Here is a 25,089-nt window from a genome sequence, read left to right as displayed (position 1 = left end):
GCGGCGGATAGTGCCATGTAATGTGCGCCGGCCTATCTCTTTTCCATCGGCTGCCGGGCGCAGCCATGAGAGAAGAGAAAAAAGGTGCAAAGAATGTCCAAGATCTCCGCATTCCGTCCTGGCCTCAAGACCGTGCTGCAGACGACCACCGTCGCCGGGCTTGCGGCCGTCATGCTTGCGACCGGCATTCCCGCGCGCGTCACCGAAAGCCATGCCGAGGCCGTCACCGTCCAGGCCCCCCAGGTCGCGAGCTTCGCGGATGTCGTTTCGGCCGTCTCCCCCGCAGTGGTTTCCGTCCGCGTCCAGTCCGATGTGAAGCAGGCCAATGACGAGAGCAATTTCAGCTTCAACTTCGGCGGCCGCGGCTTCGACGATCTTCCCGACGATCACCCGCTGAAGCGCTTCTTCCGTGAATTCGGCGGTCAGGACCAGTTCCATGGCGATCGCGGTCCGGATCGCCGCTTCGGCGACCGTCGCGGCCCGAACCGCAAGCCGCATCTGCGCCCGACCGCGCAGGGTTCCGGCTTCTTCATCTCCGAAGACGGCTATATCGTCACCAACAACCACGTCGTCAGCGACGGCTCTGCCTTCACGGTCGTCATGAACGACGGCACCGAACTCAACGCGACGCTCGTCGGCAAGGACAGCCGCACCGACCTCGCCGTGCTGAAGGTCGCCGAGAAGGACAAGCGCAAGTTCACCTATGTCAGCTTCGCCGATGATAGCCAGATCCGCGTCGGCGACTGGGTTGTCGCCGTTGGCAATCCGTTCGGCCTCGGCGGCACGGTGACGGCCGGCATCATCTCCGCCCGCGGCCGCGACATCGGCTCCGGCCCCTATGACGACTACCTCCAGGTGGACGCCGCCGTGAACCGCGGCAATTCGGGCGGCCCGACCTTCAACCTCTCCGGCCAGGTCGTCGGTATCAACACCGCGATCTTCTCGCCCTCGGGCGGCAATGTCGGTATCGCCTTCGCCATCCCGGCTTCCGTCGCCAAGGGCGTTGTCGCCGACCTGATGAAGGACGGCAAGGTCGACCGCGGCTGGCTCGGCGTGCAGATCCAGCCGGTAAGCCGCGACATTGCCGACTCGCTCGGCCTTGCGGACGCCGCCGGTGCCCTCGTCGTCGAGCCGCAGGCCGACTCCCCCGGCGCCAAGGCCGGCATCAAGAAGGGCGACGTGATTACTGCGCTCGACGGTGAACCCGTCAAGGACCCGCGTGACCTTGCCCGCCGCGTCGCCGACATCGCGCCCGGCAAGAAGGTCGATATCTCGGTCTGGCGCGATGGCAAGTCGCAGAACGTGTCGGTCGAGATCGGCACGCTGGCCGGCGAGCAGATCCAGGCCTCGGCGACCCCCGACGAAGCGGCTCCGGCCGAGGAGAACAGCGAGCAGGCGCTCGCCGATCTCGGCATTTCGGTGACGCCGGGCGACGACGGCCTGACGGTCTCCACCGTCGATCCGGACTCCGACGCCAGCGACCGGGGCCTCAAGGAAGGCGACCGCATCACCTCCGTCAACAACCAGGCCGTCAAGTCGGCCGACGACGTGATGAAAGTGATCGAGGGTGCCCGCAAGGACGGCCGCACCAAGGCGCTGTTCCAGATCGAGACCAAGGACGGCAGCCGCTTCCTGGCGCTGCCGATCGATCAGGGCTGACCGGCTCCGTTGTTCCCTGCCCACGGCGCCGCGAGATCGAAAGGTTTCGCGGCGCTGCCGTATGGGGGGGCGGCTTCTAGCCAAGACCCTCCGAACATGCTGTAAGGTCCCTACGATGAAGATATTGATTGTTGAAGACGATCTGGAGGCGGCGGCCTATCTCTCGAAGGCCTTTCGCGAGGCGGGCATCGTGCTCGATCATGCCAGCGATGGCGAAAGCGGGCTCTTCCTTGCCACCGAGAACACCTATGACGTCCTCGTCATCGATCGCATGCTGCCGCGCCGCGACGGCCTGTCGTTGATCTCGGAATTGCGCCGCCGCAACATCCACACGCCGGTGCTCATCCTCTCGGCCCTCGGCCAGGTCGACGACCGCGTGACGGGCCTTCGCGCCGGCGGCGACGATTACCTTCCCAAGCCCTATGCCTTCAGCGAGCTTCTGGCGCGCATCGAGGTGCTGGGCCGCCGCAAGGGCACGCCCGAGCAGGACATGGTCTACCGCGTCGGCGATCTCGAGCTCGACCGGCTCTCCCACACCGTCAAGCGCGCCGGCAAGGAAATCCTGCTCCAGCCGCGCGAATTCCGCCTGCTCGAATATCTCATGAAGAATGCCGGGCAGGTGGTGACGCGCACCATGCTGCTCGAAAACGTCTGGGACTATCATTTCGACCCGCAGACCAACGTCATCGACGTCCATGTCTCGCGGCTGCGCTCGAAGATCGAGAAGGACTTCGACCAGCCGCTGCTGCGCACGGTGCGCGGCGCCGGATACATGATGAAGGACGAGGCGGCAGGCTGACCCCATGAACCGCATGCTCGGCAGGCTGACCGCCCTCTACCGCACCACCGCCGTGCGCCTCTCCGCCGTCTATCTCCTGCTCTTCGCCGCCTGCGCGGCCTTCCTCGTCTTCTACGTCTCCTCCATGTCGGAGGGGCTGCTCCAGCAGCAGATGCGTGAGGCGGTGGCGCAGGAGGCCGACCAGATCGAGCGCATCTTCGACAACAACGGCATGAACGGCCTCTTGCGCACGCTGGAGCGCCGCTCCCGCCAGCCCGGCGCGAATCTTTACATCATCGCCAGCCCCACCGGCGAGGTGCTGGCCGGCAATGTCGCCTCCCTCCAGCCTGGCGTGCTCGACACCGAGGGCTGGACGGAGACGCCGTTCCGCTACCAGCGCTATCAGGAGGAGGCGCGCGGCAACAGCCGGCCGATGGCCTATGCGCAGGTGATCGTGCTCTCCAACGGCCTTCGCGTGCTGGTCGGCCGCGATCTTGGCGAGCCGGAGAATTTCCGTGTGCTGGTGCGTCAGGCGCTGATGGTGGCGCTCGGCGTCATGGGTGTCGGCGCGCTCGCCATCTGGTACCTGATCGGACGCAACGCGCTGAAGCGCATGGACCGCATGTCGGACGCCAGCCAGCGCATCATGGCCGGCGACCTCTCGCAGCGCCTGCCGACCAGCGGTTCCGGCGATGAGTTCGACCGCCTGTCGGAATCGCTGAACACCATGCTGGGGCGCATCGAGAAGCTGAACGAGGGCCTGAAGCAGGTCTCCGACAACATCGCGCACGATCTCAAGACCCCGCTGACGCGCCTGCGCAACAAGGCGGAGGCGGCGCTCGCCGGCGGCGAAGCGGCGGAGCATCGTACGGCGCTGGAGGAGATGATCGGCGAATCCGACCAGCTCATCCGCACCTTCAACGCGCTCTTGATGATCTCCCGCGTCGAGGCCGGCCAGGCGCCCGCCGAGATGAGCGCCGTCGATATCAGCGAGATCGCCCATGACAGCGCCGAGCTCTACGAGCCCGTCGCGGAGGATTGCGGCCTGCGGCTCGTCACCGAGATTGCCGACGGCATCGAGGTCAAGGGCAATCGCGAGCTGATCGGCCAGGCGCTGGGCAATCTCATCGACAATGCCGTCAAATATGCCGAGGGCAGCGAGGGCGAGCCGGAGATCCGCGTCTCGCTGGCGCGGCGCGAGGCCGACGTCGTCCTTTCCGTCGCCGACAGCGGCCCCGGCGTGCCGGACGACAAGCGCGACGACGTGGTGCAGCGCTTCGTGCGCCTCGACGCGAGCCGCTCCAAGCCGGGCACCGGCCTCGGCCTCTCGCTTGTCGGCGCCGTGATGGAGATGCATCATGGCCGGCTGAAGCTCGACGCGACCCATCCGGAGCGGGAAAACAATCGGGGGCTGACCGTCAGGATGGTTTTCCCCATCCTCCCGGACTGATACACCTCCTCGAAACGGCGAGGAGACATCATGAGCGTGACGGAAGCGACGCGATTTTCCGATCTTTCGGCATCCCCCATCCGGCCCCTGAGCCAGACGGAAGTCAAATCGGTCCTGTCCGACCTCAAGGATTGGGGCAGGGAACACGCCGGCATTGCGAAGCTTCTTGCCGAGGATGGCCCGCTCAAGGATTTCATCGTCGCGGCCTTCACGCTCTCGCCCTATCTGCGCGATACCGCCCGTATCGATCCGGCCCTTCTCGTCCGTGCGCTGGAGGAGCCGATCCTTCCCGCCATCGAGGCCGCCGTCGCCCGCACCCGCAAGGCCTGGGAGCCGGGGGAGGGCGGCGAGGTGACGGAAGCGATGCTGATGACGCGGCTGCGCGTCGCCAAGCGCGAGGTCGCCTTCCTGACGGCGCTCGCCGACCTTGCCCGCATCTTCGACGCCCGCAAGACCACGGCGCTCCTGACCGGACTTGCGGAAGCGGCGACATCGGCGGCCATCGACCATCTCCTTCTTTCGGCGCATGCGAGCGGCAAGCTGAAGCTGCCCGATCCCGCCCGCCCGAGCGAGAAGTCCGGCCTCATCGTGCTCGGCATGGGCAAGCTCGGCGCGGCCGAGCTCAACTATTCCTCGGATATCGACCTCGTCGTCTTCTTCGATCCGATGGCGGACGTGGCGGTCGATCCGAGCGAGGCGGTCGAAACCTTCTCGCGCCTCGTGCGCCGGCTGATCCGCATCATGCAGGAGCGCACGGCGGACGGCTATGTCTTCCGCACGGACCTTCGCCTCCGGCCCGATCCCGGCGCGACACCACTCGCCATCTCCTTCGATTCGGCCATGCTCTATTACGAGGGCAGGGGCCAGAACTGGGAGCGCGCCGCCTTCATCAAGGCCAAGCCCATCGCCGGCGACCTCAAGGCCGGCGAAGCCTTCCTCAGGGGGCTGGTGCCCTTCGTCTTCCGCAAATATCTCGACTACGCGGCGATCGCCGACATCCATTCGATCAAGCGGCAGATCCATGTGCACAAGGGCCACGGCGAGATCGCCGTGAAGGGCCACAACGTCAAGCTCGGCCGCGGCGGCATCCGCGAGATCGAGTTCTTCGTGCAGACCCAGCAGCTCATCGCCGGCGGCCGCGTGCCGGCGCTGCGCCTGCGCGCCACCGAGCCCATGCTGGCCGAGCTTGCGAAAGCCAGCTGGATCGACGAGGCGACGGCGCGGGAGCTGACGGAGGCCTACTGGTTCCTGCGCGACGTCGAGCATCGCGTGCAGATGGTGCGCGACGAGCAGAGCCACATCCTGCCCGAAACCGAGGCCGAGCTGAAGCGCATCGCCTTCATGATGGGCTTTGCCGACACCGCCGCCTTCTCCGCAAAGCTGGTCGAAGTGCTGAAGACCGTCGAGCGGCGCTATGCGGCGCTCTTCGAGCAGGAGGCGAAGCTCTCCTCCGAGACGGGCAACCTCGTCTTCACCGGTCAGAAGGACGATCCCGATACGCTGGAGACCCTGAAGCGTCTCGGCTTCGAGCGCCCGGCCGACATTTCCCGCACCATCCGCACCTGGCACTACGGCCGCTACCGCGCCACGCAATCCGTCGAGGCGCGCGAGCGGCTGACGGAGCTGACACCACAGCTGCTGCGCGTCTTTGGCGAGAGCAAGCGGGCGGACGAGGCGCTGCTGCGCTTCGACAGCTTCATCTCCGGCCTGCCGGCGGGCATCCAGCTCTTCTCGCTGCTCGGCAACAACCCGGCGCTGCTCTCCCTCATCGTCAACATCATGTCGTCCGCGCCGAAGCTGGCCGAGGTGATCGCGGCCAAGCCGCATGTCTTCGACGGTATGCTGGACCCCGGCCTCCTCGCGGAACTGCCGACCCGCGCCTACCTATCCGAGCGCATCGAAGGCTTTGTCTCCGGCGCGCGGCACTATGAGGAAATTCTCGATCGCCTTCGCATCATCGCCGCCGAGCAACGCTTCCTCATCGGCATCCGCCTGCTGACCGGCGCGATCACCGGCAAACAGGCCGCCCGCGCCTTCACCCATGTCGCCGACCTCATCGTCGCGGCGGCGCTGAAGGCGGTGCTGGAGGAGATCGAGGCGGCGCACGGCAAATTCCCCGGCGGGCGCGTGGTGCTGGTCGGCATGGGCAAGCTCGGCAGCTTCGAATTGACCGCCGGCTCCGACATCGACCTGATCCTCCTCTACGACCACGAGAGCGACGCCTTCGAATCGGATGGTCCGAAACCTCTCGACAACGTCAAATACTTCACCCGCATCACCCAGCGGCTGATCGCGGCGCTCTCCGCGCCGACGGCCGAAGGCGTGCTTTACGAGGTGGACATGCGCCTGCGCCCCTCCGGCAACAAGGGGCCGGTGGCAACCCGCATCACCTCCTTCGCCAAGTACCAGGCCGAGGAGGCCTGGACCTGGGAGCACATGGCGCTCACCCGCGCCCGGGTGCTCTGCGGCGAGGAGAGCCTGATGACGGAGGCGGAAGGCATCTTCCGCACCGTGCTTGCCCGCAAGCGCGACACGGCGAAGATCGCCAAGGACGTCGCCGAGATGCGCGATCTCATCGATCAGGAAAAGCCGCCCAGGGACATCTGGGACCTGAAGCTCATCGCGGGCGGGTTGATCGACATCGAATTCATCGCCCAGTTCCTGGCGCTGGTCGCGCCGGCGCGCGGCGCACCGCAGCCGGAAGAGGTCATGCCGACCGCCGATGCGCTCGCCGTCCTTGGCGCCGGCATGATGGACCCCAACGACCTCGATACGGTGCAGAAGGCGCTGTCTCTCTATACGGAGATCTCGCAGATCGTCCGCCTCTGCGTCGACGGCGGCTTCGACCCCAGGGAAGCCCCAGCCGGCCTCATCGACCTCGTCTGCCGGGCCGGTGACTGCCCGGACCTGCGCACGCTGGAGGCGGAAATCCACCGGATATCGAAGGCTGTGCGGAAGATTTTCCAGGGGGTGGTGAAGGGCTGAGGCGTCTCCGTTGCGCCGTCGCCATCATGTTAGGGACTGGGATGGCATCGAGTACAAGCGTGATTGGCCGCAAGGTTGCTTGCCCCTCACCCTAACCCTCTCCCCGCAAGCGGGGAGAGGGGACGTGCCCCACATGAACGCTGATGGTTTGGGAAAGCGGTTCGGCATCTCACCTTCTCCCCCTTGCGGGAGAAGGTGGCCGGCAGGCCGGATGAGGGGCAAGCCACGGTCGAGATCGATTGCCTCAAGCCGCCGCCAGATGCAACCCCGCCAGCCGTTCGCGATCGGGGATGCGTACCGAGATGATCGTGCCCTTGCCCTCGACGGAATGGATGCGCATGCCGCCGCCGTGGAGGTGGGCGAGGGAGCGGGAGATGGCAAGGCCAAGGCCCGAGCCGCCCTTGCTCTTGGCGTACTGGCTCTGCACCTGCTCGAAGGGCTGGCCGATCTTCTGCAGGGCGGATTTCGGGATGCCGATGCCGGTGTCGGCGATGGTCAGCGTGATCGCGCCGTGAACCTTGCGCGCCCGCACCTCCACCTTGCCGCCCGCATTGGTGAACTTCATGGCGTTCGAGAGCAGGTTCAGCAGGATCTGCTTCATGGCGCGGCGATCCGCGACGGCAAGGAGATTGTCCGGGCAGGTCTGCCGCACGGCGATGTTCTTCTTTTCCGCCTGCAGCATGGTGAGCCGCATGGTCTCCTCGATCAGCGGCGTAAGATCAACCGTCTCGCAGCTGATGCGCATGTGGCCGGCCTCGATCTTCGACATGTCGAGGATATCGCTGATGACATTGAGCAGGTGCTTGCCGCTCTCGTGGATGTCGCGCGAATATTCACGGTACTTGTCCGAGCCGATCGGCCCGAACATCTGGTTCTGCAGGATTTCCGAGAAGCCGAGGATGGCGTTGAGCGGCGTGCGCAGCTCGTGCGACATGTTGGCGAGGAATTCCGACTTGGCGCGGTTGGCCGCCTCGGCGCGCTCCTTCTCCGCCTGATAGTTGGCATTGGCGAGCGAAAGTTCCGTCTTCTGCCGCTCCAGCGTGGCGCGGGAGGCCGAGAGGTCGCCGATGGTCGCCATCAGCCGGCGTTCGGATTCGCGCAGGCGCACCTGATGCCGCTTCATCATCGTGATGTCGGTGCCCACGGAGACGCAGCCGCCGTCGCGGGTGCGCCGCTCGTTGATCTGCAGCCAGCGCTCGTCGGCAAGCTGCACCTCGCTGGTCTGCGAAATGCCGGTGCCGTCCGCATCCGCGATGCGTCGCTCGATGACCGGGCGAGCCGCCGCGGCATGCACCGTCGCGCGCTCCGTGCCGGGCACCAGCACCTCGTCGGGAAGGCCGTAGGCCTGCTGGTAATGCGCGTTGCACATGACGAGCCGGTCGTGCTTGTCCCAGAGGACGAAGGCCTCGGAAGTGCATTCGATGGCGTCGGCGAGGCGCTGGTCGGCCTCCTGGTAGCGCTGGGCGAGCCTGTGCTGCTCGGTCACGTCCATGGCGATGCCGATCATGTGCAGCCGGCCGGAGGCCATGCGGATGAGCTGGGCGCGGGCGCGCAGCCAGACGTAATGCCCCTCGGCATGGCGCATGCGGAAGACCTGGTCGACCTGCTTGGCCTCGCTGCGCGCGACCGCGCGCGCGACCTGATAGATGCCGTCGTCGTCGGGATGCATCAGGCGCGCGGCATCGCCGAAGGAGAGCACGCTGTCGCGCGCCGGCATGCCGAGCATCTCGTACATGGAGCGCGACCAGAAGAGCCGGCGGTTGGTGAGGTCGAAGTCCCACAGGCCGCAGCGGCCGCGGGCGAGCGCCGTCTCCACGCGCAGGTTGGATTCCGCGAAGATCGCATCCGCGTCGCGCGCGCGCTTGGCCTGGATGTAATAGGCATAGAGGATGACGAGCAGGATCGCCGAGATGCCGGCGAAGAGCGTGACGTTCAGCGCCACCTCGTCGCGCCAGAAGAGGGCGAGATGCCCGAGCGGATTGGCGACGACGATGAAGCCGCCCTTCTTCGGCATCTGCACCAGCGAGGCATAATATTCCTCGCCGCCGATGCGGGTGTGGAAGACGCCGCCCGCCTCGCCGAAATACTGCGCGGCGGCAAGCTCGGAGGAAAAGCGCGCCAATGACTGGCCGACGAAGCGCGCGGCCGCCAGCGAGGCGCCGAAGACGCGGCCTTCCTCCTCGACGAAGAGCACGATGCCGCCCGGCTGCATGCGGTCCTGCGGCAGGTTGAGCGAGAGCGCGGCCTCGACGGCCATGCGGTCGGAGTTCGCCAGGCTTTCGGCCAGCGTGCCGGAAAAGACCGCGCCGACGGCCATCGCCGTCAGCGAGGTCGTGTCGCGCACGCTCGCATCCATCCGGTCATGCTCGGCGATGATGCCGACCATGCGCGAAATGCCGACCACGAAGAGGAAGGCGATGATCAGGATCGGTATAGACCGTTTCAGCACGGGCTCAGCCCGCGTCAGACGCCGTGCGGCAGGCCCGGCGAAGATCTTCGCCTGTCCCGTCGCCTCGTCTTCCCAGGCCGCCATTCCCGGGAATCTGAGACGAGTCCATCCGCCGGCTGCGCGTCCTCGTTGCGCGTCCGCCATAGTCATAAACCTTGTAACCCTCTCGTGATTCGGCGCGCCGCTCGCCCGAATCTGCCCTAATGAATCAATTGTGATTCGGCTTGTCCATAGAAAAAGGTAAAAGTTTTTTAACCATTTCTCATAGTTGGGAAATTGCACTTGCCGGGCATGGCTTTACGCTTGGCTCGCCCGTCGCGGTCCCGCGTCCGTCTCGCGCCATTCCTTCAGCATGGCGGCGCGGCGGCGGGGAAAGCGCTCCTCCAGAAGCGCGATCGCCGCCATGCGCTCCGTGCGGAAATGCCGGTAGCCCTGCCGCCATTCGCACCAGGCGACCAGCATGCGCGTCTCCTCGAAATAGCCGAGCGCGACCGGCCAGACCACGCGTTCGCTGCGCACGCCCGCCGCGTCGCAATAGGACAGCCGGAGCTTGCGCTCCCGGCGGATCGCCGCGCGGATCACGGCAAGATCGACGATCTCGCCGTCGACGATCCTGCGCGGCCCGACCAGCAGCGCCGTGCTCTCCAGCTCCGCGGCAAGCTCGGCCGGCAGCACGGCGGAAATCTTGGCGAGCGCGTCCGTCGCCGCCTTGGTTACGGGCGCATCGGCGAATTTCTGCACCCAGCGGAAGCCCAGCACCAGCGCCTCCAGTTCTCCTTGCGAGAACATGAGCGGCGGCAGCATGAAGCCGGGGCGCAGCACATAGCCGACGCCCGGCTCGCCCTCGATATCGGCGCCCTGCACCTGAAGCGTGGCGATGTCGCGGTAGAGCGTGCGGATGCTGACGCCGAGCTCGCCGGCAAGCGTGGCGCCGCTCACCGGATGGCGGTGGCGGCGCAGAAGCTGGAGGAGGGCGAGCAGTCGTTCGGAGCGGGCCATGCGACGATACTGCCATTTTCTGGCAGTGGTGTCGCCTAGGATCGTCCCGTCAAAGCAACGAAAGGACGATCCCCATGATCTCTCCCAATCTCCTGATCCTCTATGTCGGGAACCCGGCCGCAAGCGGCCGCTTCTACGAGCAGCTTTTCGGCCGCGCACCGGTGGCCCAGTCGCCCGGCTTCGTCGCCTTCCGGTTCGAGAACGGCCTCGGTCTCGGCCTGTGGTCGACCGGCTCGCCGGAATTCGTCTCGTCTGGCACCGGCCATCGTTCCGAGATCGCCATCGCCGTCGATGACGATGCGGCGATCGACGCGCTGCATGAAACGTGGAAGGCGGCCGGCGTCGCCATCGAGCAGCCGCCGTTCACGGCCGTCTTCGGCCGCACCTTCGTCGCGCTGGACCCGGATGGCCACCGGATCCGCGTCTGCCCGCCGGACAAGTGAGCCGGGGGCTCAGCCCTTCAGCATGCGCTCCACGATGTCGGAGACGTCGGAGGAGAGTTTTTCGCCCGCGGCGATGGTGCGCAGCGCGTTGCGGGCGTGGTCGGAGCGCATCTCCTCCAGCGCCCGCCAGGAGCGCATGGAGGTGAGGATGCGCGCGGCGAGCTGCGGGTTCTTGGGGTCGATCTCCAGGATCTGCTCGGCGAGGAACCTGTAGCCTGCGCCGTCCGCCCGGTTGAAGCCGGTCGGGTTGGAGAAGGCGAAGGTGCCGACGAGCGCGCGCACGCGGTTCGGGTTCGCCTTGTTGAAATGCGGGCTTTCCATCAGCGCCTTGACGCGCGCAAGCGCCCCGTCGCCGGGAATGGTCGACTGGATGGAGAACCATTTGTCGATGACCAGCGCATTGTCGGCAAAGCGCGCGCGGAAGGTCTCCAGCGCCGCCGCGGTTTCCGGCGCGTCGGGGAAGCGGTGGGCGAGCACGGTCAGCGCCGCGCTGAGATCCGTCATGTTGTCGGCGGAGGCGAAGGCCTGTGCCGCGCGGGCCGGCGTGCCGTCGGACACGGCGAGATAGGCGAGCGCCGCGTTGCGCAGCGCGCGCTGGCCGGCGCTCGCCGCGTCCGGCGTGAAGGCGCCTTCGGTGCGGTTGGCGTCGAACAGCCTTGCGAAGGCCGCGGGATCGCGGCTCGCGACGAAGGCCAGCACGGCCTCGCGGCCGGCGCGGATGGCGTCCGGGTCGTTGTTGCTGCCGAGCTCGCGGGCGATGTCGGATTCCGACGGCAGGGCCAGCGCCTGCGCGCGGAAGGCCGGCTCCAGCGCCTCGTCGCCGGCAATGGCGATCAGCGTGTCGGCGAGAACCGTATTCGTCTCGACGGCTTCGCCGGCGCGGGCCTTGCGCGCCGCCTCGACGAGGTTCGGCAGGGCAAGGTCGTTCAGCGCCTGCCAGCGGGAGAAGAGGTCGCTATCGTGGCGGGCGATCTGGGCGAGATCGGCCGGAGCCTGCTCGAAATGCAGGTTGATCGGCGCGGAGAAGCTGCGGTTGAGCGAGACGACCGGGCGAGAGGCGATGCCGGAGAAGGTGACGGTCTGGCGGCGCTCCTTGAGGTGCAGCACGTCGCCGGTCACATCCGCGCCGCTGACGGCGCTCGGCGTGGCTTCCGAGCCGTCAGCAAGGAGCAGGCCGAAGCGCAGCGGAATGTGCATCGGCTCCTTGGTCGCCTGGCCGGGCGTCGGCGGGATCATCTGCTCCAGCGATAGCGTGAATTCGCCCTTCGCCTGGTCGTAGCTGCACGACACGCTGACGAGCGGCGTGCCGGCCTGATGATACCAGAGCGAGAACTGCGAAAGGTCGACGCCGTTCGCGTCCTCGAAGCACTTGACGAAATCCTCGATCGTCGCGGCATCGCCGTCGTGCCGCTCGAAATAGAGGTCCATGCCCTTCTTGAAGCCGTCGGTCCCGACGATGGTCGCGATCATGCGCGTCACCTCGGAGCCCTTCTCGTAGACGGTCGTCGTGTAGAAGTTGTTGATCTCGCGGTATTTCGTCGGGCGCACCGGATGGGCGAGGGGGCCGGCGTCCTCCGGGAACTGCTCCGACTTCAGGTGCCGCACCTCGGCGATGCGCTTGACGGCGCGCGAGCGCTGGTCGGCGGAGAATTCGTGGTCGCGGTAGACCGTCAGGCCTTCCTTCAGGCAGAGCTGGAACCAGTCGCGGCAGGTCACGCGGTTGCCGGTCCAGTTGTGGAAATATTCGTGGGCGATGATCGCCTCGATATTCGCATAGTCCTGATCGGTGGCGGTTTCCGGGTCGGCCAGCACGTATTTGTCGTTGAAGACGTTGAGCCCCTTGTTCTCCATGGCGCCCATGTTGAAGTCGGAGACGGCGACGATCATGAAGATGTCGAGGTCGTATTCGCGGCCGAACACCTCCTCGTCCCATTTCATCGAGCGCTTCAGCGCATCCATCGCATAGGCCGCGCGCGGCTCCTTGCCGTGCTCGACATAGATCTTCAGCGTCACCTCGCGGCCGGACATCGTCGTGAACGTGTCCTCAACCACGCCGAGATCGCCGGCGACGAGCGCGAAGAGATAGGAGGGTTTCGGATGCGGGTCGAACCATGCGGCGAAATGCTTGCCTTCACCGTAGCCCGCGCCGCCGAGGAAATTGCCGTTGGAGAGCAGCAGCGGGCAGCTCGCCTTGTCGGCGATGATGTTGACCGTGTAGACGGCGAGCACGTCCGGTCGGTCGGGGAAATAGGTGATGCGGCGGAAGCCCTCGGCCTCGCACTGCGTGCAGTAGACGCCGTTCGTGCGGTAGAGACCCATGAGCTGCGTGTTGGCCTCGGGATTGATCATCGTGGTGATCGTGATCTCGAAGGGCTCGCTTGCCGGCAGGTCGCGGATCGTCAGGCTGTCGGACGTCGCGTCGTAGCGGGCGGCGTCCATCTCCATCTGGTCGAAGAGGAGGCCGGTCATGACCAGCTCGTCGCCGTCGAGGACGAGTGGCGCGGCCGGATCGGCACCCTCGCGGCGGTGGAAGATCAGGCGGGCCTCGACCTTGGTTTCCGTCGGGTCCAGTTCGAAGGTCAGATCGACGCGCTCGAGAACGAAGTCAGTCTGGCGATAGTCCGCCAGGTGGATGATCTGGCCGTTCTCTGTCCGCATGGATATGTCCTGCTCTATGCCGCCCGGCCCCTCGTGCCTGTGCATGGCGGAAGGAGCGCCGGGACGGTCTGCCCCCAAGTTCAACGAATTGATAGGACGATTGGCTTAACATCTCATTTCCAAGGGAAAGCTGAAATCACAAAATCGTGCCGTCCCGGCACAGCATTTCCGGGGTCCGGCTTCGATCAAAATTATCCGGGATGCATCACGAGAATTCATCGTACCCGGCCCGCAATGCGGCTAGACTTGCGATCGTCTGAATCGGTTCTCCGATCATCCTCAGTCCCCGAAGCCACGGCCGGCCCGCCGTGACGAGTTCCCGCATGGACGTCCAGTCTCCCGATCCCATGAAGGGGATTTGCCTGAAGGTCGCCTCGGTGGTGACGTTCCTGTGCATGTCGACGCTCATCAAGGCGGCCGGAAAGGACATTCCGGCAGGACAGATCACCTTCCTGCGCTCCGCCTTCGCCATGGTGCCGATCCTCGTCTTCCTCGGCCTGCACGGGCAGCTGCGCGACGCCTTCCGCACGAAGGACATTTTCGGGCATTTCAAGCGCGGCTTCGTCGGCATCCTCTCCATGGGCTTCGGCTTCTACGGGCTCGTGCACCTGCCCCTGCCGGAATCCATCGCGCTCGGCTATGCGCTGCCGCTCTTCACCGTCATGATCGCCGCCGTCTTCCTCAAGGAGCGCGTCGGCCTCTATCGCTGGACGGCCGTTCTCGTCGGCCTCGTCGGCGTCGCGATCATCAGCTGGCCGCGCCTCACGCTCTTCCGCAGTGGCGGCATGGGCTCGTCGGAGGCGATGGGCGTGCTCGCCATGCTGGCCTTCGGCGTGCTCGGCTCCTGCGCCATGGTGCTGGTGCGCAAGCTGGTGCAGACGGAGCGCACGCCGACTATCGTGATCTATTTCTCGCTCTTCGCCTCGCTCTTCTCGCTCGGCACGCTGCCCTTCGGCTGGATTGCGCTTAGCTGGCAATCGCTCGTCCTGATGGCGCTCGCCGGCTTCTGCGGCGGCATCGCCCAGTTGCTGCTGACGTCGAGCTACCGCTATGCCGACGTCTCCACCATCGCGCCCTTCGAATATACCTCTATCGTGCTCGGCCTGATCATCGGCTATGTCCTGTTCGGCGACGTGCCGACGCGCACCATGCTCCTCGGCACCGCTATCGTCGTCAGCGCCGGCATCTTCGTGATCTTCCGCGAGCATCGGCTCGACCTGAAGCGCCGCGCCGAATTGCGGCACAAGCTCCCTCAGGGCTGACGCCATTCCGGCGTCGTCGTGTCCTCGACGCGTTCCTCGGGCACCGCATCCGGCTGGAGCGCCGCGGCGGCGGCATCGGCGCCGAGCGGCTGCACCGCCATGGCCTGGAAATCCGTCTTGGCGACGAGGCCGTCGTTTTCCTCGCGCCGGCTGATGCGCCAGGCGGCATAGGCGCCGTAGAGCAGGAAATAGACGGCGAGCACCGCAAAGAGCGAACCGGGGCCGAAGCGGTCCATGATGGGACCGACCATGATGGGGCCGGAGATCGTCCCGACGCCGTAGACGATCATCATGCCGGAGGAAACCTCGACATATTCGTCCGGCTGCGCCCGGTCGTTGGCATGGGCGACATTCAGCGCATAGATCGGGAAGATCACCGAGCCGACGCAGGCGGCGACGATATAGAGCAGGACCGGCGGCCCGCCGGCCACGAGCGCCATGACGAGGCAGGAGACCGTTCCGACCGCGCCGCAGGCGACCATCACGAGGCGGCGGTCCATCCGGTCGGAGGCCCGGCCGATCGGGATCTGCGAGAGGGAGCTGCCGATGAGCACCGAGGCGAGCAGCGTCGCGCCCTCGGCGGTGGTGAGCCCGCTACGCTGCGTGAAGACGCCGCCGAGATTGAGCCAGGCGCCGGAGAGCGCGCCGGCGAGGAACGCCCCGACCACGGCGACGGGCGAGCGGCGATAGAGCGTCGGAACGTTGAAGCGCACCTGTGTGGGCGCCGCCGGCAGCGGCGAGGAGGTGAGGGCGGTCGGCAGCAGCGCGACGGAGAAGATGATGCCGCAGAGGATGAAGAGCGTCGTGTTGGACGGATCGCCGAGCGGCACGAGATATTGCCCGCCGATCGTGCCGACCATGGTCGTGATCAGGTAGATGGAGAAGACCGAGCCGCGATTGTCGTTGGTCACCTTCTCGTTCAGCCAGCTCTCGATGATGAGATAGCTGCCGGAAATGGCAAAGCCCGATATGGCGCGGAACAGCATCCAGGCCGGCCAGTCCACGACGAGCGCGCAGAGCAGGATGGCGATGGCGAGCAGCGTGATCAGCGCCACGAACACCCGCACATGGCCGACGAGCAGCACGAATTTCGGCGTGACGATGCAGGAGAGCGTGAAGCCGATCGTGTAGCCCGTCGCGATCATCGAGATCGTCTGCGTCGACCAGCCTTCCGCGACCGCGCGCACCGGCACGACATAGCTCTGGAGGCCGAAGGCCACCATCATCAGGAGGGTGGACAGCATCAGGCTGAGGATCGGCACGAGGCTCGCCAGCATGGGGGCTCCGGAAAAGGCGGGATGCGTTCGTCTTGCGACTGTCGCTCTATTGCGCCGCCCGCGCGCTGTCCACTGCGACAACGGCTGGCGTAAAGAGATTGTCATGAAACGGAGAGGTCGCAGCTATCCCGGATGGGTTCCGCTGAAAGGAAACGTCGGGCGAATGCCCGGCAAAAAGAAAGGAGGTGAGACGTTTGAAAATCCGGCTTACGCCGGTCATCAGGTTCAGGGCTTGGCGCTTCACCCTGACGATCAGCCAAGAAACGGGAACCGGGCTTCGGCCCGGTCTCCACCGGAGGAAGGCGTCTCACCTCCTCACGATGGCGATCATATCGCGGCCCGGGGCCGCTTCAAAGCGGCCTCAGTTGGGCAGGAAGGCCTTGAGCGGATCGCGGCGCTGCACGGCGTCGCGCGGCAGGGAAGCGAGCACCGAATATTCCCGCGCGGCGTTCACGGCGGCGCGGATATCGGCGATATCGGACATCAGCTTGCGGATCGTGGCCATGGCTTGCTCCTGCGGTCGTCTGGAGAGGGCGCGGAAGCGCCCTCGCATTCGCTCAGCGCGTGATGAACTCGGAGAAGAGCTGGGCGGGGCGGTTGATGCGGGCAAAGCCGGCGGCCGTGAGCTGCTCGTTGGCCGGGGCAGCGATGCCGCCGAAGCCGCGGCCGGCGCGAAGACCGGAATGGCGGAGCGTCTCGAAGCTCGAATGAATGGGCCGAAAACGGGCGGTCATGGGTCGATTCCTTAAATCCTGTCCTCCCGTTTGTTTATATTGCACCGCAACATTGATTTCGCAATGCGACATTCTGCCCGGCAGGTATGTGCAATTCGCATGGCTGCTGAAATATTTTGTTCATGCTTGAGGCAGATTCGCGGCAAGGCGCTTGAAGGTTGGCAGGACGTTGCGGCCAAGTCATTGAAAAGACTGATTGTCCTTTCCGGTGTCAGCCCTTGAGCCCTGCGCGGAAGGCAAGGAGGTCCTGCCAGGCCAGCCGCTTGCTGATCGGCGCCGTCACGAGATCCTGTGGATGGAGCGTCGCGAAGGCGGAGACCGTGCGGCCGGCAACCTCGATGTCGCGCCATTCCCCGCGCAACTGGTGGATCGTGTCGTTGGAGCGCAGGAGGAAGCGCGCGGCGAAATTGCCGAGGATCAGCAGGTGATTCGGCTCGGCAAGCGCGATCTGCCGCTCGATGAAAGGCCGGCAGATATCGGCTTCGCGCTGCGACGGCGGCCGGTTGCCCGGCGGCCGCCACGGCACGACATTGGTCAGGAGCAGGTCGGCGCGGGCAAGCCCGATGCCGGCGAGCATGCGGTCGAGCATCGCGCCCTGCCGGCCGGAGAAGGGCTGGCCGTCGCGGTCGTCCTCGGCATTCGGCATGGCGCCGATCACCATGACGGAGGGTTTCGCATTACCCTCAGCAAAGACGAGGCAGCGCGCGCTGGTCTTGAGGTTGCAGCCGTTGAAGCCTTCCATCGCCGTGCGCAGCTCGTCCAGCGAACGGGCGCTGGCGGCGGCGAATTCCGCCTCCGCCACGGCCTGGCTGTCCGGGATCGAGACATTCGGCATCGGGGCAGGGGTGGCGGGCCGCGCTTGCTCTTGCCGCGCGGGGGCCTGCCGGGCCGGTGCCTGAGCCGTGGGCGCGGCCTCCTGCCGGGGCTGTGCGCCCCGCGCCGCGCGCATCGCCTCGAATTCGGCGATGCGGTCGACCGCCTCTTCCTCCAGCAGCCATTCCACGCCCGCATCCGCATAGAAATGCAGAAGCGAACGGAGCTGTTCGGGATGAAGATCTCTGGCGGCGTTCATGCGGCGCACCTTAGCGAAGCGACGGACGGGAGGAAAGCGCCCGCGTCACGCCGCCCACTGCGCGACGTCCTCGCTTTCGCCGATCAGCGCAAGGCCATGGGCGATGGAGAGGAGTTCGCCGCCCGTCTCGATCTTTCCGGCATCGAAGCGGCGGGTGAAGATGTTCCGCACGGCCGGCACGAAGGAGGTGCCGCCGGTGAGGAACACCTTGTCGACCTCCGCCGGTGCCGTATGGGTCTTTTCCAGCACCTCGTCGAGCGCGCCCTCGATGCGGGCGAGGTCCGGCGCGATCCAGCTTTCGAAATCGGCGCGCTTCACCACCTTGCGGCCGGCGGCGCCGAGCGGGGCGAAGTCGAATTCCGCTTCGTCGGAGGAAGAGAGCGCCATCTTGGTCGCCGAGATCGCCTGGTAGAGCGGATAGCCCTCGTCATGCTCGACGAGGTCGATGAAGAGCTCCAGCTTTTCCGGCTCCAGCGCCGAGCGCACCAGCGACTTGAGATCGGTGAATTCCCGCGTCGTCTTGAAGATCGAAAGCTGGTTCCAGCGCGCGAAGTTGGCGTAGTATCCGCTCGGCACCTCCAGCACCTTGTCGAAGCTCCTGAAATGCGTGCCCTTGCCGATTTCCGGCGCCACGAGATGGTCGATCATGCGCGCATCGAAATGGTCGCCCGCAATGCCGACGCCCGAATGGCCGATGGGCCTTGCCGCCAGCCGGCCCGCCTGCCGCTCGAAGCGGATCAGCGAATAGTCCGTCGTGCCCCCGCCGAAATCGGCGACCAGCACCGTCGCGTCGCTCTTCAGCGTCTGCGCGAAATAATAGGCCGCCGCGACCGGCTCGAAGACATAGTGGATCTCCGGAAAGCCGAGCCGTGTCAGCGCGGCGTTGTAGCGCTCCAGCGCAAGGTCCGGGTCCGGACTTGCGCCGGCGAACTGCACCGGCCGGCCCGCGATCACCCGCGAGACGTCCCCCGGCCATTCGTCGCCGGCATAGGCCTTGAGGCGCCGCAGGAAGATTTCCATCAGGTCGTCGAAGGCGTGCCGGCGGGCGAAGATCAGCGTGCCCTGGAAGAGGGCGCTCGCCGCAAATGTCTTGATCGATTGCAGGAAGCGGCAATCGCCGGGATTGTCGATGAACTGGCGGATCGCCGCCTGCCCGGCCTCGACCTTCAATGCCTGCGCGCCGACGACCGGATCCTTCATGAAGGAAAGCGCCGTGCGCATCGTGTCGGTGACGCCGACGCTGCTTTCGAAGCGCATCGACTGCGTGTCGCTGCCGCCTGTCGCAAGCGCCAGAACCGTGTTGGTCGTGCCGAAATCGAGCCCGAGTGCCCGTGCCATCGCCGTGCCCCTTTGTCCGCTGGTATGGGTTGAACCGGAGCGAAGGGCTCCGCGCGCGAAAGGGCGCGTCAGGCGCGCCCCGCAATTTGAGAGCGCGCCAGATCGCACAGGCCGCGGCGGATGGCAAGGGCGGAGGCTGCCCTCAGACCGAATGCGCCGCCCCGCCGTCGCAGCGGACGAGGCTGCCGGTCACGTAGCTTGCCGGCGTGCTGCAGAGGAAGGCGGCGGTCGCGGCGAATTCCTCGACGGTGCCGTAGCGGCGGGCGGGGATCGCCTTTTCCGAGGCCGCGCGCACGTCCTCGATGCTCCTGCCGCTACGCTCGGCGGCGGCGGCATCGAGGCTCTTCAGCCGGTCGGTCATGATGCTGCCCGGCAGCAGCATGTTGCTGGTGATGCCGTATTGCGCGACCTCGCCCGCCAGCGTCTTCGACCAGCCGGCCAGCGCCGGCCGCAGCGTGTTGGAAAGCGCAAGGCCGGGGATCGGCTCGATCACGCCGGAGGAGGCGACGGTGAGGATGCGGCCCCAGCCACGCTCCTTCATGCCCGGCAGCAGGCGGTTTGTGAGCGTGATGATGCGCAGCACCATGGAATTGAAATAGGCGGCGAGCTTCTCCTCGCTCATGTCCTCGGTCGAGCCCGGCGTCGGGCCGCCGGAATTGTTGACGAGGATATCGACGCCGCCAAGCTTTTCCGAGACAGCCTGCACCAGCGTCTCGACGAAGTTTTCGTCGCCGAGATCGGCCTGGACCCAGTCCGCCCGGCCGGGGCCTTCCGCGTTGATCGCCTTGCAATTGGCCTCCAGCACCTCGGCGCTGCGGCCGCACAGGAGGACATGCGCGCCCTCGCGGGCGAGCGCGACGGCAATGCCCTTGCCGAGGCCGCGGGAGGAGGCGAGGATGAGGGCGCGTTTGCCCGCGATGGCGAGATCCATGGTGAGGTCCTTCCTTTCGGGTTCAATCGGCGCGGTAGGGCACCTTGCCGGGATTGAACAGGTTCTTCGGGTCGAGCGCGGCCTTCATCGCCTGCGCCAGAGCGCGGCGGGCCGGATTGCCGTAGGTGAGATAGGCGCGGCGCTTCTCCGTGCCTACCCCATGCTCGGCGGAAAAACTGCCGCCGGCTTCCGTGACGCCGGTATAGACGGCATCCTCGATGGCGTCCTTCACGGCCGGGGCCGCCGCGCCTTCGCCGATGACGGAAAGATGCAGGTTGCCGTCGGCGACATGGCCGTAGACATAGGCGTCGAAGCTCGGATGCACCGCCTTCAGCCGGGCGCCGAGGTCCGCGACATAGGCGTCCAGCGCGCCGGGCGGCAGCGATACGTCGTAGGAGGGCGCGGCGGGGTGCAGGCGATAGATGAAATCGCTTTCCTCCCGCAGCGCCCAGAAGCGCCGTGCCTGGTCGAGCGAGGCGGCGACGATGCCGCTGGTCAGCCCATGCTGCTCCCAGAGTTCGGCAAGGCCCTCTTCCAGCGCGGTGCGAGCCTCCTCTTCGCTGGCGGCGGAAACCTCCATCAAGAGGACCGCCGCCGTGCCGTCCTCCAGCCAGTCGAGGTCGAAGCCACGCTCTCCGGCGCTGTCGAGGAAATAGCGCCGCCACATCAGTTCGGCCCCTTCGAGCTGCAAGGCGGGCAGGGAACGGAAATGGGCGATCACGGCAAGCGCGGAGGCCGCGTCCCTGACGCCGACGAGGGCCGTGGCGCGCATCGGGTTGAAGCTTTCCAGCTTCAGCACCGCGCGGGTGACGAAGCCGTAGGCCCCTTCCGAGCCGATGAGCAGCTGCTTGATGTCCGGCCCGGCGCTGACCTTGAGCACGCGCGTCAGGTCGCTGAAGAGGCTGCCGTCCGGCATCACGGCCTCGATGCCGAGCACCTGGTGGCGCATCACGCCGTTGCGGAAGGCGAGGATGCCGCCGGCATTGGTGGCGATCATGCCGCCGATGGTGGCGCTGCCGCGCGCGGCAAGGTCGATGCCGGGGGTGAGGCCGAACGTTGCGGTCGCCTCCTGCAGCGTCTGCAGCGTCACGCCCGCGCCGACCGTCACCGTGCGGGCGAGGGGATCGATGTCCTCGATACGGTCGAGCCGCGCCGTCGAGAGGATGAGGTCACCCGGCCGGCTGATGCCGCCGCCGACGAGCCCCGTGCGCCCGCCCTGCGGCACGACCGGCACGCCGTTCTCCGCGCACCAGCGCACGACCGCTGCCGTCGCCTTCGGCGTCGCCGGCATCGCCATGGCGCCGGCGCCGAAATTGTCCGGATGCTCGCCGGGATGCCGGCCGCCGAGCATGTCGGCTCCGATAAGGTGGAGGTCCCCGCCGAATTCGTTCAAGTCGCGTTGGAGCGATCGGATAATCTCGGACATGGCGCTTCCTCTCGGGCAGGCATTCGGGCTGGCCGAATGCGTAGTCCCGGGGACAAGCGGAATCAAGCGCGTAGCCCACCGGCAGGGCCGACAATAGATTGACGTTTACGTTAAAGTAAACAATACTTCGGGCCCATGTCATGAGGTCATGCGCAAATGCGGGGAAAGTCTGTCGCAGAACGGCTCGACAAGATTTGCCGTATTTGTCATGACAGGCCGATACGAGGGACTTTCCGCGGCTTTTGAGGGGGCGCGGGTGGAGAGATGAATGAGCGAAGAAATGGAACTCCCCGAACGCGAATCGATGGAATTCGACGTTGTGATCGTCGGTGCGGGCCCGGCGGGCCTTTCGGCGGCGATCCGGCTGAAGCAGGTCAATCCGGATCTGACCGTCGTCGTCCTGGAAAAGGGCTCGGAAGTCGGCGCGCATATCCTGTCGGGCGCGGTCGTCGATCCCATCGGCATCGACCGCCTGCTGCCCGGCTGGCGCGAGGATGAAGGCCATCCCTTCAAGACCGAGGTGACGGACGACCACTTCCTCTTCCTCGGCCCGGCCGGCTCCGTCCGCCTGCCGAACGCCTTCATGCCGCCGCTGATGAACAATCACGGCAATTACATCGTCTCGCTCGGCAATGTCTGTCGCTGGCTGGCCACCAAGGCGGAAGAGCTTGGCGTCGAGATCTATCCGGGCTTCGCCGCGACCGAAGTGCTCTATAACGACGAAGGCGCGGTGATCGGCGTTGCCACCGGTGACATGGGCATCGAGCGCAATGGCGAGCCCGGCCCGAACTATACTCGCGGCATGGCGCTGCTCGGCAAGTACACGCTGATCTCGGAAGGCGTGCGCGGTTCGCTGGCCAAGCAGCTCATCGCGAAGTTCGATCTCCAGAAGGATCGCGAGCCCCAGAAGTTCGGCATCGGCCTCAAGGAGCTCTGGCAGGTCAAGCCCGAGAACCACAGGCCCGGCCTCGTGCAGCACTCCTTCGGCTGGCCGCTCGGCATGAAGACCGGCGGCGGCTCGTTCCTGTACCACCTCGAAGACAACATGGTCGCCGTCGGCTTCGTGGTGCACCTCAACTACAAGAATCCGTATCTCTTCCCCTTCGAGGAGTTCCAGCGCTTCAAGACCCATCCGGCGATCCGGGGAACCTTCGAGGGCGGCAAGCGCCTCTCCTATGGCGCACGCGCCATCACCGAGGGCGGCTACCAGTCGGTGCCGAAGCTGTCGTTCCCGGGCGGCGCGCTGATCGGCTGCTCGGCCGGCTTCGTCAACGTTCCCCGCATCAAGGGCAGCCACAATGCGGTGCTGTCCGGCATGCTGGCGGCGGAGAAGCTGGCGGATGCCATCGCCAACGGCCGCGCCAATGACGAGCCGATCGAGATCGAGCAGGGCTGGCGCGACAGCGCCATCGGCTCGGACCTCAGGAAGGTGCGCAACGTCAAGCCGCTCTGGTCGAAGTTCGGCACGGCGGTCGGTGTCGCGCTCGGCGGTCTCGACATGTGGACGAACACGCTGCTCGGCTTCTCCTTCTTCGGCACGCTGAAGCACGGCAAGACCGATGCCGCCTCTCTGGAGCCGGCGGCCAAGCACCAGCGGATCGATTATCCCAAGCCCGATGGCGTGCTTACCTTCGATCGTCTCTCCTCGGTGTTCCTGTCGAACACCAACCACGAGGAAGACCAGCCGATCCATCTTCAGGTGAAGAACCCGGAACTGCAGAAGACCTCGGAACTCGACGTCTATGCCGGTCCGTCGACGCGCTACTGTCCGGCGGGCGTCTACGAATGGGTGGAGAAGGACGGCAAGGACGTCTTCGTGATCAACGCGCAGAACTGCGTGCACTGCAAGACCTGCGACATCAAGGACCCCAACCAGAACATCAACTGGGTGCCGCCACAAGGGGGCGAAGGGCCGGTCTACCCCAACATGTAGTGTTGGGAGAGGCTGGGTCGCACGGACCCCCGGAAAAAGAAAGAGCCGGCGGAGGGCCGGTCTATCCGAATATGTGATGCCGGAGCGGCAGCAGACAGAAAGGCCAGTGGAGCGATCCACCGGCCTTTGTTCTTCTAGAGCAGTGTCCCGCTGAGGATCACCAGCGCGACGCTGAAATAGATCACCAGCCCGCTGACATCGACCAGCGTGGCGACGAAGGGCGCTGAGGCGCTGGCGGGGTCGAAGCGCAGCCGCTGCAGCAGGAAGGGCAGCATGGAGCCCGCCATCGAGCCGAAGGCGACGATGCCGATCAGCGCGGCGAAGACCGTCAGGCCGATGAGAACCCAGTGCGGCCCGTAGTCGTAGAGGCCGATCTCTTGCCAGAGCGTGATGCGGGCGAAGCCGACGAGGCCGAGCATGGCGCCGAGCGCGATGCCCGTCGGAAGCTCGCGCAGCGCGACCCTCCACCAGTCGGAAAGCTTCAATTCGCCGAGCGCCAGCGCGCGGATGATCAGCGAGGTGGCCTGCGAGCCCGAATTGCCGCCCGAGCTCATGATCAGCGGCACGAACAGCGTCAGCACGATGGCCTTTTCCAGCTCCGCCTCGAAATGCTGCATGGCGCTTGCCGTCAGCATCTCGCCGAGGAACAGCGCGGCGAGCCAGCCGGCGCGCTTGCGGATCATCCCGCCGAGGCCGATCTGCATATAGGGCTTGCCGAGCGCTTCCATGCCGCCGAACTTGTGCGCGTCCTCCGTCGTGTCGGCGATCATCGTGTCGATCACGTCGTCCACGGTGACGATGCCGAGGACGTTGCGCTTGTCGTCGAGCACGGGGATGGCCAGCAGGTTGTGGCTGCGGATCTGCCGGGCGACCTCCTCCTGCGTCGTCAGCGGGGTGATGCTGACGACGCCGGCCTGCCGGGCGACGCTCATGATGCTGGCGGCGGGATCGCCCATGATCAGGCGGCGCAGGGTGACGACGCCGCTGAGCGCGCGGCTTTCCGGCTCCAGCACGTAGATGGCGTAGATGGTCTCGCTCGACTTTTCCACGGCGCGTACGTGGTCCAGCGCCTCGGCGACCGTGATGTCCTCGAGCACGCTGACGAATTCCGGGGTCATCATGGCGCCGGCGGTGCGCTGCGGATAGGCCATGAGATGGGAGACGGCCTGCGCCGTCGCCGGATCGAGCCGGGCGAAGATGGCGGAGCGCCGTGCGCCGTCCTCCATGGCCTGGAAGAGGTCGGCGACCCGGTCGTAGGCGGTGTCCTTGAGGAGCCGCGCGGCATGGTCCGTCGGCAGGGCCGCGACGATGTCGGCCGCCCCGTGCAGCTCGGGCCGGGAGATGACGGCGAGAGCCTTCCCCTCGGGCAGCGTGGCGAGCTGGTGTGCGGCTTCGCGCACGTCGAGCCGGTTGAGCTGCTCGATGCGGTCGGCGATGGTGGGGGCCTTGCGGCCGGTATTCAGAAGGTCGCGTGCGGCGCGGCCGGCGGTTGCGGGGAAACGCTGGATGTTCATGTTGCTCGCCTTTCCGTCGATCGGCCCTTGCGGCCGACCGGGCGAGCTGACGGAAACGTCAGTGCACGATATGCCGCTCGGGCGTCCTCGATCGACTGCTACTGTCGCTTGGCATCGTGATGATGGCTCCGTTGAAATCCGTGCGGGAGGAGTGAAATCCCGCACGTTCGTTTGTGATGTG

Annotated in this window: 18 protein-coding genes; 7 read left to right on the top strand and 11 right to left on the bottom strand. The window is 66.3% G+C overall.

Annotated elements, in window-relative coordinates; translation table 11 throughout:
* The first annotated feature begins 93 nt into the window (after positions 1 to 93).
* From DSD28_RS23680 to DSD28_RS23665, 4 genes are all read left to right on the top strand, one after another.
* Positions 94 to 1,659, top strand: coding sequence for a Do family serine endopeptidase (locus DSD28_RS23680; protein ID WP_119258887.1), 1,566 nt, complete (start codon positions 94 to 96; stop codon positions 1,657 to 1,659).
* Between the two features lie 61 nt (positions 1,660 to 1,720).
* Positions 1,721 to 2,458: a response regulator transcription factor gene (locus tag DSD28_RS23675; RefSeq protein WP_281048116.1), complete on the top strand. Its 738-nt coding sequence runs from the start codon at positions 1,721 to 1,723 to the stop codon at positions 2,456 to 2,458.
* Positions 2,459 to 2,471: 13 nt separating this feature from the next.
* On the top strand, positions 2,472 to 3,887 hold the full coding sequence (locus tag DSD28_RS23670) for a sensor histidine kinase (RefSeq protein WP_119258929.1): 1,416 nt from the start codon (positions 2,472 to 2,474) through the stop codon (positions 3,885 to 3,887).
* 30 nt (positions 3,888 to 3,917) lie between these two features.
* The gene (locus tag DSD28_RS23665; RefSeq protein ID WP_119258885.1) at positions 3,918 to 6,872 is read left to right on the top strand and encodes a bifunctional [glutamine synthetase] adenylyltransferase/[glutamine synthetase]-adenylyl-L-tyrosine phosphorylase; all 2,955 of its coding nucleotides are present in this window, start codon (positions 3,918 to 3,920) and stop codon (positions 6,870 to 6,872) included.
* Positions 6,873 to 7,116: 244 nt separating this feature from the next.
* On the opposite strand, the gene DSD28_RS23660 is transcribed toward DSD28_RS23665, so the two are convergent.
* Entirely contained in the window at positions 7,117 to 9,465 is a 2,349-nt protein-coding gene (locus DSD28_RS23660) for a PAS domain-containing sensor histidine kinase (protein ID WP_119258884.1), read from the bottom strand.
* 153 nt (positions 9,466 to 9,618) lie between these two features.
* Positions 9,619 to 10,320, bottom strand: a complete 702-nt coding sequence (locus DSD28_RS23655; protein WP_119258883.1) for a helix-turn-helix transcriptional regulator — start codon at positions 10,318 to 10,320, stop codon at positions 9,619 to 9,621.
* A 74-nt stretch (positions 10,321 to 10,394) separates the two neighbouring features.
* Here DSD28_RS23655 and DSD28_RS23650 point away from each other — a divergent pair, with 74 nt between their 5' ends.
* Entirely contained in the window at positions 10,395 to 10,763 is a 369-nt protein-coding gene (locus DSD28_RS23650; RefSeq protein WP_119258882.1) for a VOC family protein, read from the top strand.
* 9 nt (positions 10,764 to 10,772) lie between these two features.
* On the opposite strand, the gene pepN is transcribed toward DSD28_RS23650, so the two are convergent.
* Entirely contained in the window at positions 10,773 to 13,421 is a 2,649-nt protein-coding gene (gene pepN / locus DSD28_RS23645) for an aminopeptidase N (protein WP_119258881.1), read from the bottom strand.
* A gap of 323 nt (positions 13,422 to 13,744) precedes the next feature.
* On the opposite strand from pepN, the gene DSD28_RS23640 reads away from it, so the two are divergent.
* Positions 13,745 to 14,683 carry a DMT family transporter gene (locus DSD28_RS23640; protein ID WP_119258880.1) on the top strand — a complete coding sequence of 313 codons (939 nt, stop codon included), beginning with the start codon at positions 13,745 to 13,747 and terminating at the stop codon, positions 14,681 to 14,683.
* Here DSD28_RS23640 and DSD28_RS23635 read toward each other — a convergent pair.
* The 7 genes from DSD28_RS23635 to DSD28_RS23615 all read right to left on the bottom strand — a co-directional run bounded on the left by DSD28_RS23635 (position 14,674) and on the right by DSD28_RS23615 (position 21,461).
* The gene (locus DSD28_RS23635) at positions 14,674 to 15,960 is read right to left on the bottom strand and encodes an MFS transporter (RefSeq protein WP_119258879.1); all 1,287 of its coding nucleotides are present in this window, start codon (positions 15,958 to 15,960) and stop codon (positions 14,674 to 14,676) included. The two genes, DSD28_RS23640 and DSD28_RS23635, sit on opposite strands and share 10 nt — an antisense overlap.
* A gap of 361 nt (positions 15,961 to 16,321) precedes the next feature.
* The gene (locus tag DSD28_RS26080) at positions 16,322 to 16,465 is read right to left on the bottom strand and encodes a hypothetical protein (protein WP_162911530.1); all 144 of its coding nucleotides are present in this window, start codon (positions 16,463 to 16,465) and stop codon (positions 16,322 to 16,324) included.
* 52 nt (positions 16,466 to 16,517) lie between these two features.
* The gene (locus tag DSD28_RS26075; protein ID WP_162911529.1) at positions 16,518 to 16,694 is read right to left on the bottom strand and encodes a hypothetical protein; all 177 of its coding nucleotides are present in this window, start codon (positions 16,692 to 16,694) and stop codon (positions 16,518 to 16,520) included.
* Positions 16,695 to 16,905: 211 nt separating this feature from the next.
* Positions 16,906 to 17,766, bottom strand: a complete 861-nt coding sequence (locus DSD28_RS23630; protein WP_119258878.1) for a uracil-DNA glycosylase — start codon at positions 17,764 to 17,766, stop codon at positions 16,906 to 16,908.
* Positions 17,767 to 17,811: 45 nt separating this feature from the next.
* Positions 17,812 to 19,104 carry an Hsp70 family protein gene (locus tag DSD28_RS23625; protein ID WP_119258877.1) on the bottom strand — a complete coding sequence of 431 codons (1,293 nt, stop codon included), beginning with the start codon at positions 19,102 to 19,104 and terminating at the stop codon, positions 17,812 to 17,814.
* Positions 19,105 to 19,246: 142 nt separating this feature from the next.
* Complete coding sequence (locus tag DSD28_RS23620; protein WP_119258876.1) at positions 19,247 to 20,035, bottom strand: SDR family oxidoreductase; 789 nt, start codon at positions 20,033 to 20,035, stop codon at positions 19,247 to 19,249.
* 22 nt (positions 20,036 to 20,057) lie between these two features.
* The gene (locus DSD28_RS23615; RefSeq protein WP_119258875.1) at positions 20,058 to 21,461 is read right to left on the bottom strand and encodes an FAD-binding oxidoreductase; all 1,404 of its coding nucleotides are present in this window, start codon (positions 21,459 to 21,461) and stop codon (positions 20,058 to 20,060) included.
* Between the two features lie 268 nt (positions 21,462 to 21,729).
* On the opposite strand from DSD28_RS23615, the gene DSD28_RS23610 reads away from it, so the two are divergent.
* Positions 21,730 to 23,394 (top strand): electron transfer flavoprotein-ubiquinone oxidoreductase, encoded by a 1,665-nt coding sequence (locus tag DSD28_RS23610; protein ID WP_119258874.1) that lies wholly within the window; start codon positions 21,730 to 21,732, stop codon positions 23,392 to 23,394.
* 134 nt (positions 23,395 to 23,528) lie between these two features.
* Here the strand turns inward: DSD28_RS23610 and mgtE are convergent, their stop codons facing one another.
* Positions 23,529 to 24,908, bottom strand: coding sequence for a magnesium transporter (gene mgtE, locus DSD28_RS23605; protein ID WP_119258873.1), 1,380 nt, complete (start codon positions 24,906 to 24,908; stop codon positions 23,529 to 23,531).
* Positions 24,909 to 25,089: the final 181 nt, after the last annotated feature.

The organism is Shinella zoogloeoides (assembly GCF_003574625.1).
GTDB classification, from domain to species: Bacteria; Pseudomonadota; Alphaproteobacteria; order Rhizobiales; family Rhizobiaceae; genus Shinella; species Shinella zoogloeoides_A.
This window is presented reverse-complemented; position numbering and strand designations above follow the sequence as displayed.

Bases quoted from the DNA above. Each gene is read 5' to 3' on its own strand.
- DSD28_RS23650 (WP_119258882.1), top strand. From the start codon at position 10,395: ATGATCTCTCCCAATCTCCTGATCCTCTATGTCGGGAACCCGGCCGCA.
- DSD28_RS23660 (WP_119258884.1), bottom strand. From the start codon at position 9,465: ATGGCGGACGCGCAACGAGGACGCGCAGCCGGCGGATGGACTCGTCTC.
- DSD28_RS26080 (WP_162911530.1), bottom strand. From the start codon at position 16,465: ATGGCCACGATCCGCAAGCTGATGTCCGATATCGCCGATATCCGCGCC.
- mgtE (WP_119258873.1), bottom strand. From the start codon at position 24,908: ATGAACATCCAGCGTTTCCCCGCAACCGCCGGCCGCGCCGCACGCGAC.
- DSD28_RS23635 (WP_119258879.1), bottom strand. From the start codon at position 15,960: ATGCTGGCGAGCCTCGTGCCGATCCTCAGCCTGATGCTGTCCACCCTC.
- DSD28_RS23655 (WP_119258883.1), bottom strand. From the start codon at position 10,320: ATGGCCCGCTCCGAACGACTGCTCGCCCTCCTCCAGCTTCTGCGCCGC.
- DSD28_RS23665 (WP_119258885.1), top strand. From the start codon at position 3,918: ATGAGCGTGACGGAAGCGACGCGATTTTCCGATCTTTCGGCATCCCCC.
- DSD28_RS23620 (WP_119258876.1), bottom strand. From the start codon at position 20,035: ATGGATCTCGCCATCGCGGGCAAACGCGCCCTCATCCTCGCCTCCTCC.
- DSD28_RS26075 (WP_162911529.1), bottom strand. From the start codon at position 16,694: ATGACCGCCCGTTTTCGGCCCATTCATTCGAGCTTCGAGACGCTCCGC.
- DSD28_RS23610 (WP_119258874.1), top strand. From the start codon at position 21,730: ATGAGCGAAGAAATGGAACTCCCCGAACGCGAATCGATGGAATTCGAC.
- DSD28_RS23670 (WP_119258929.1), top strand. From the start codon at position 2,472: ATGCTCGGCAGGCTGACCGCCCTCTACCGCACCACCGCCGTGCGCCTC.
- DSD28_RS23630 (WP_119258878.1), bottom strand. From the start codon at position 17,766: ATGAACGCCGCCAGAGATCTTCATCCCGAACAGCTCCGTTCGCTTCTG.
- pepN (WP_119258881.1), bottom strand. From the start codon at position 13,421: ATGCGGACAGAGAACGGCCAGATCATCCACCTGGCGGACTATCGCCAG.
- DSD28_RS23680 (WP_119258887.1), top strand. From the start codon at position 94: ATGTCCAAGATCTCCGCATTCCGTCCTGGCCTCAAGACCGTGCTGCAG.
- DSD28_RS23625 (WP_119258877.1), bottom strand. From the start codon at position 19,104: ATGGCACGGGCACTCGGGCTCGATTTCGGCACGACCAACACGGTTCTG.
- DSD28_RS23615 (WP_119258875.1), bottom strand. From the start codon at position 21,461: ATGTCCGAGATTATCCGATCGCTCCAACGCGACTTGAACGAATTCGGC.
- DSD28_RS23675 (WP_281048116.1), top strand. From the start codon at position 1,721: ATGGGGGGGCGGCTTCTAGCCAAGACCCTCCGAACATGCTGTAAGGTC.
- DSD28_RS23640 (WP_119258880.1), top strand. From the start codon at position 13,745: ATGGACGTCCAGTCTCCCGATCCCATGAAGGGGATTTGCCTGAAGGTC.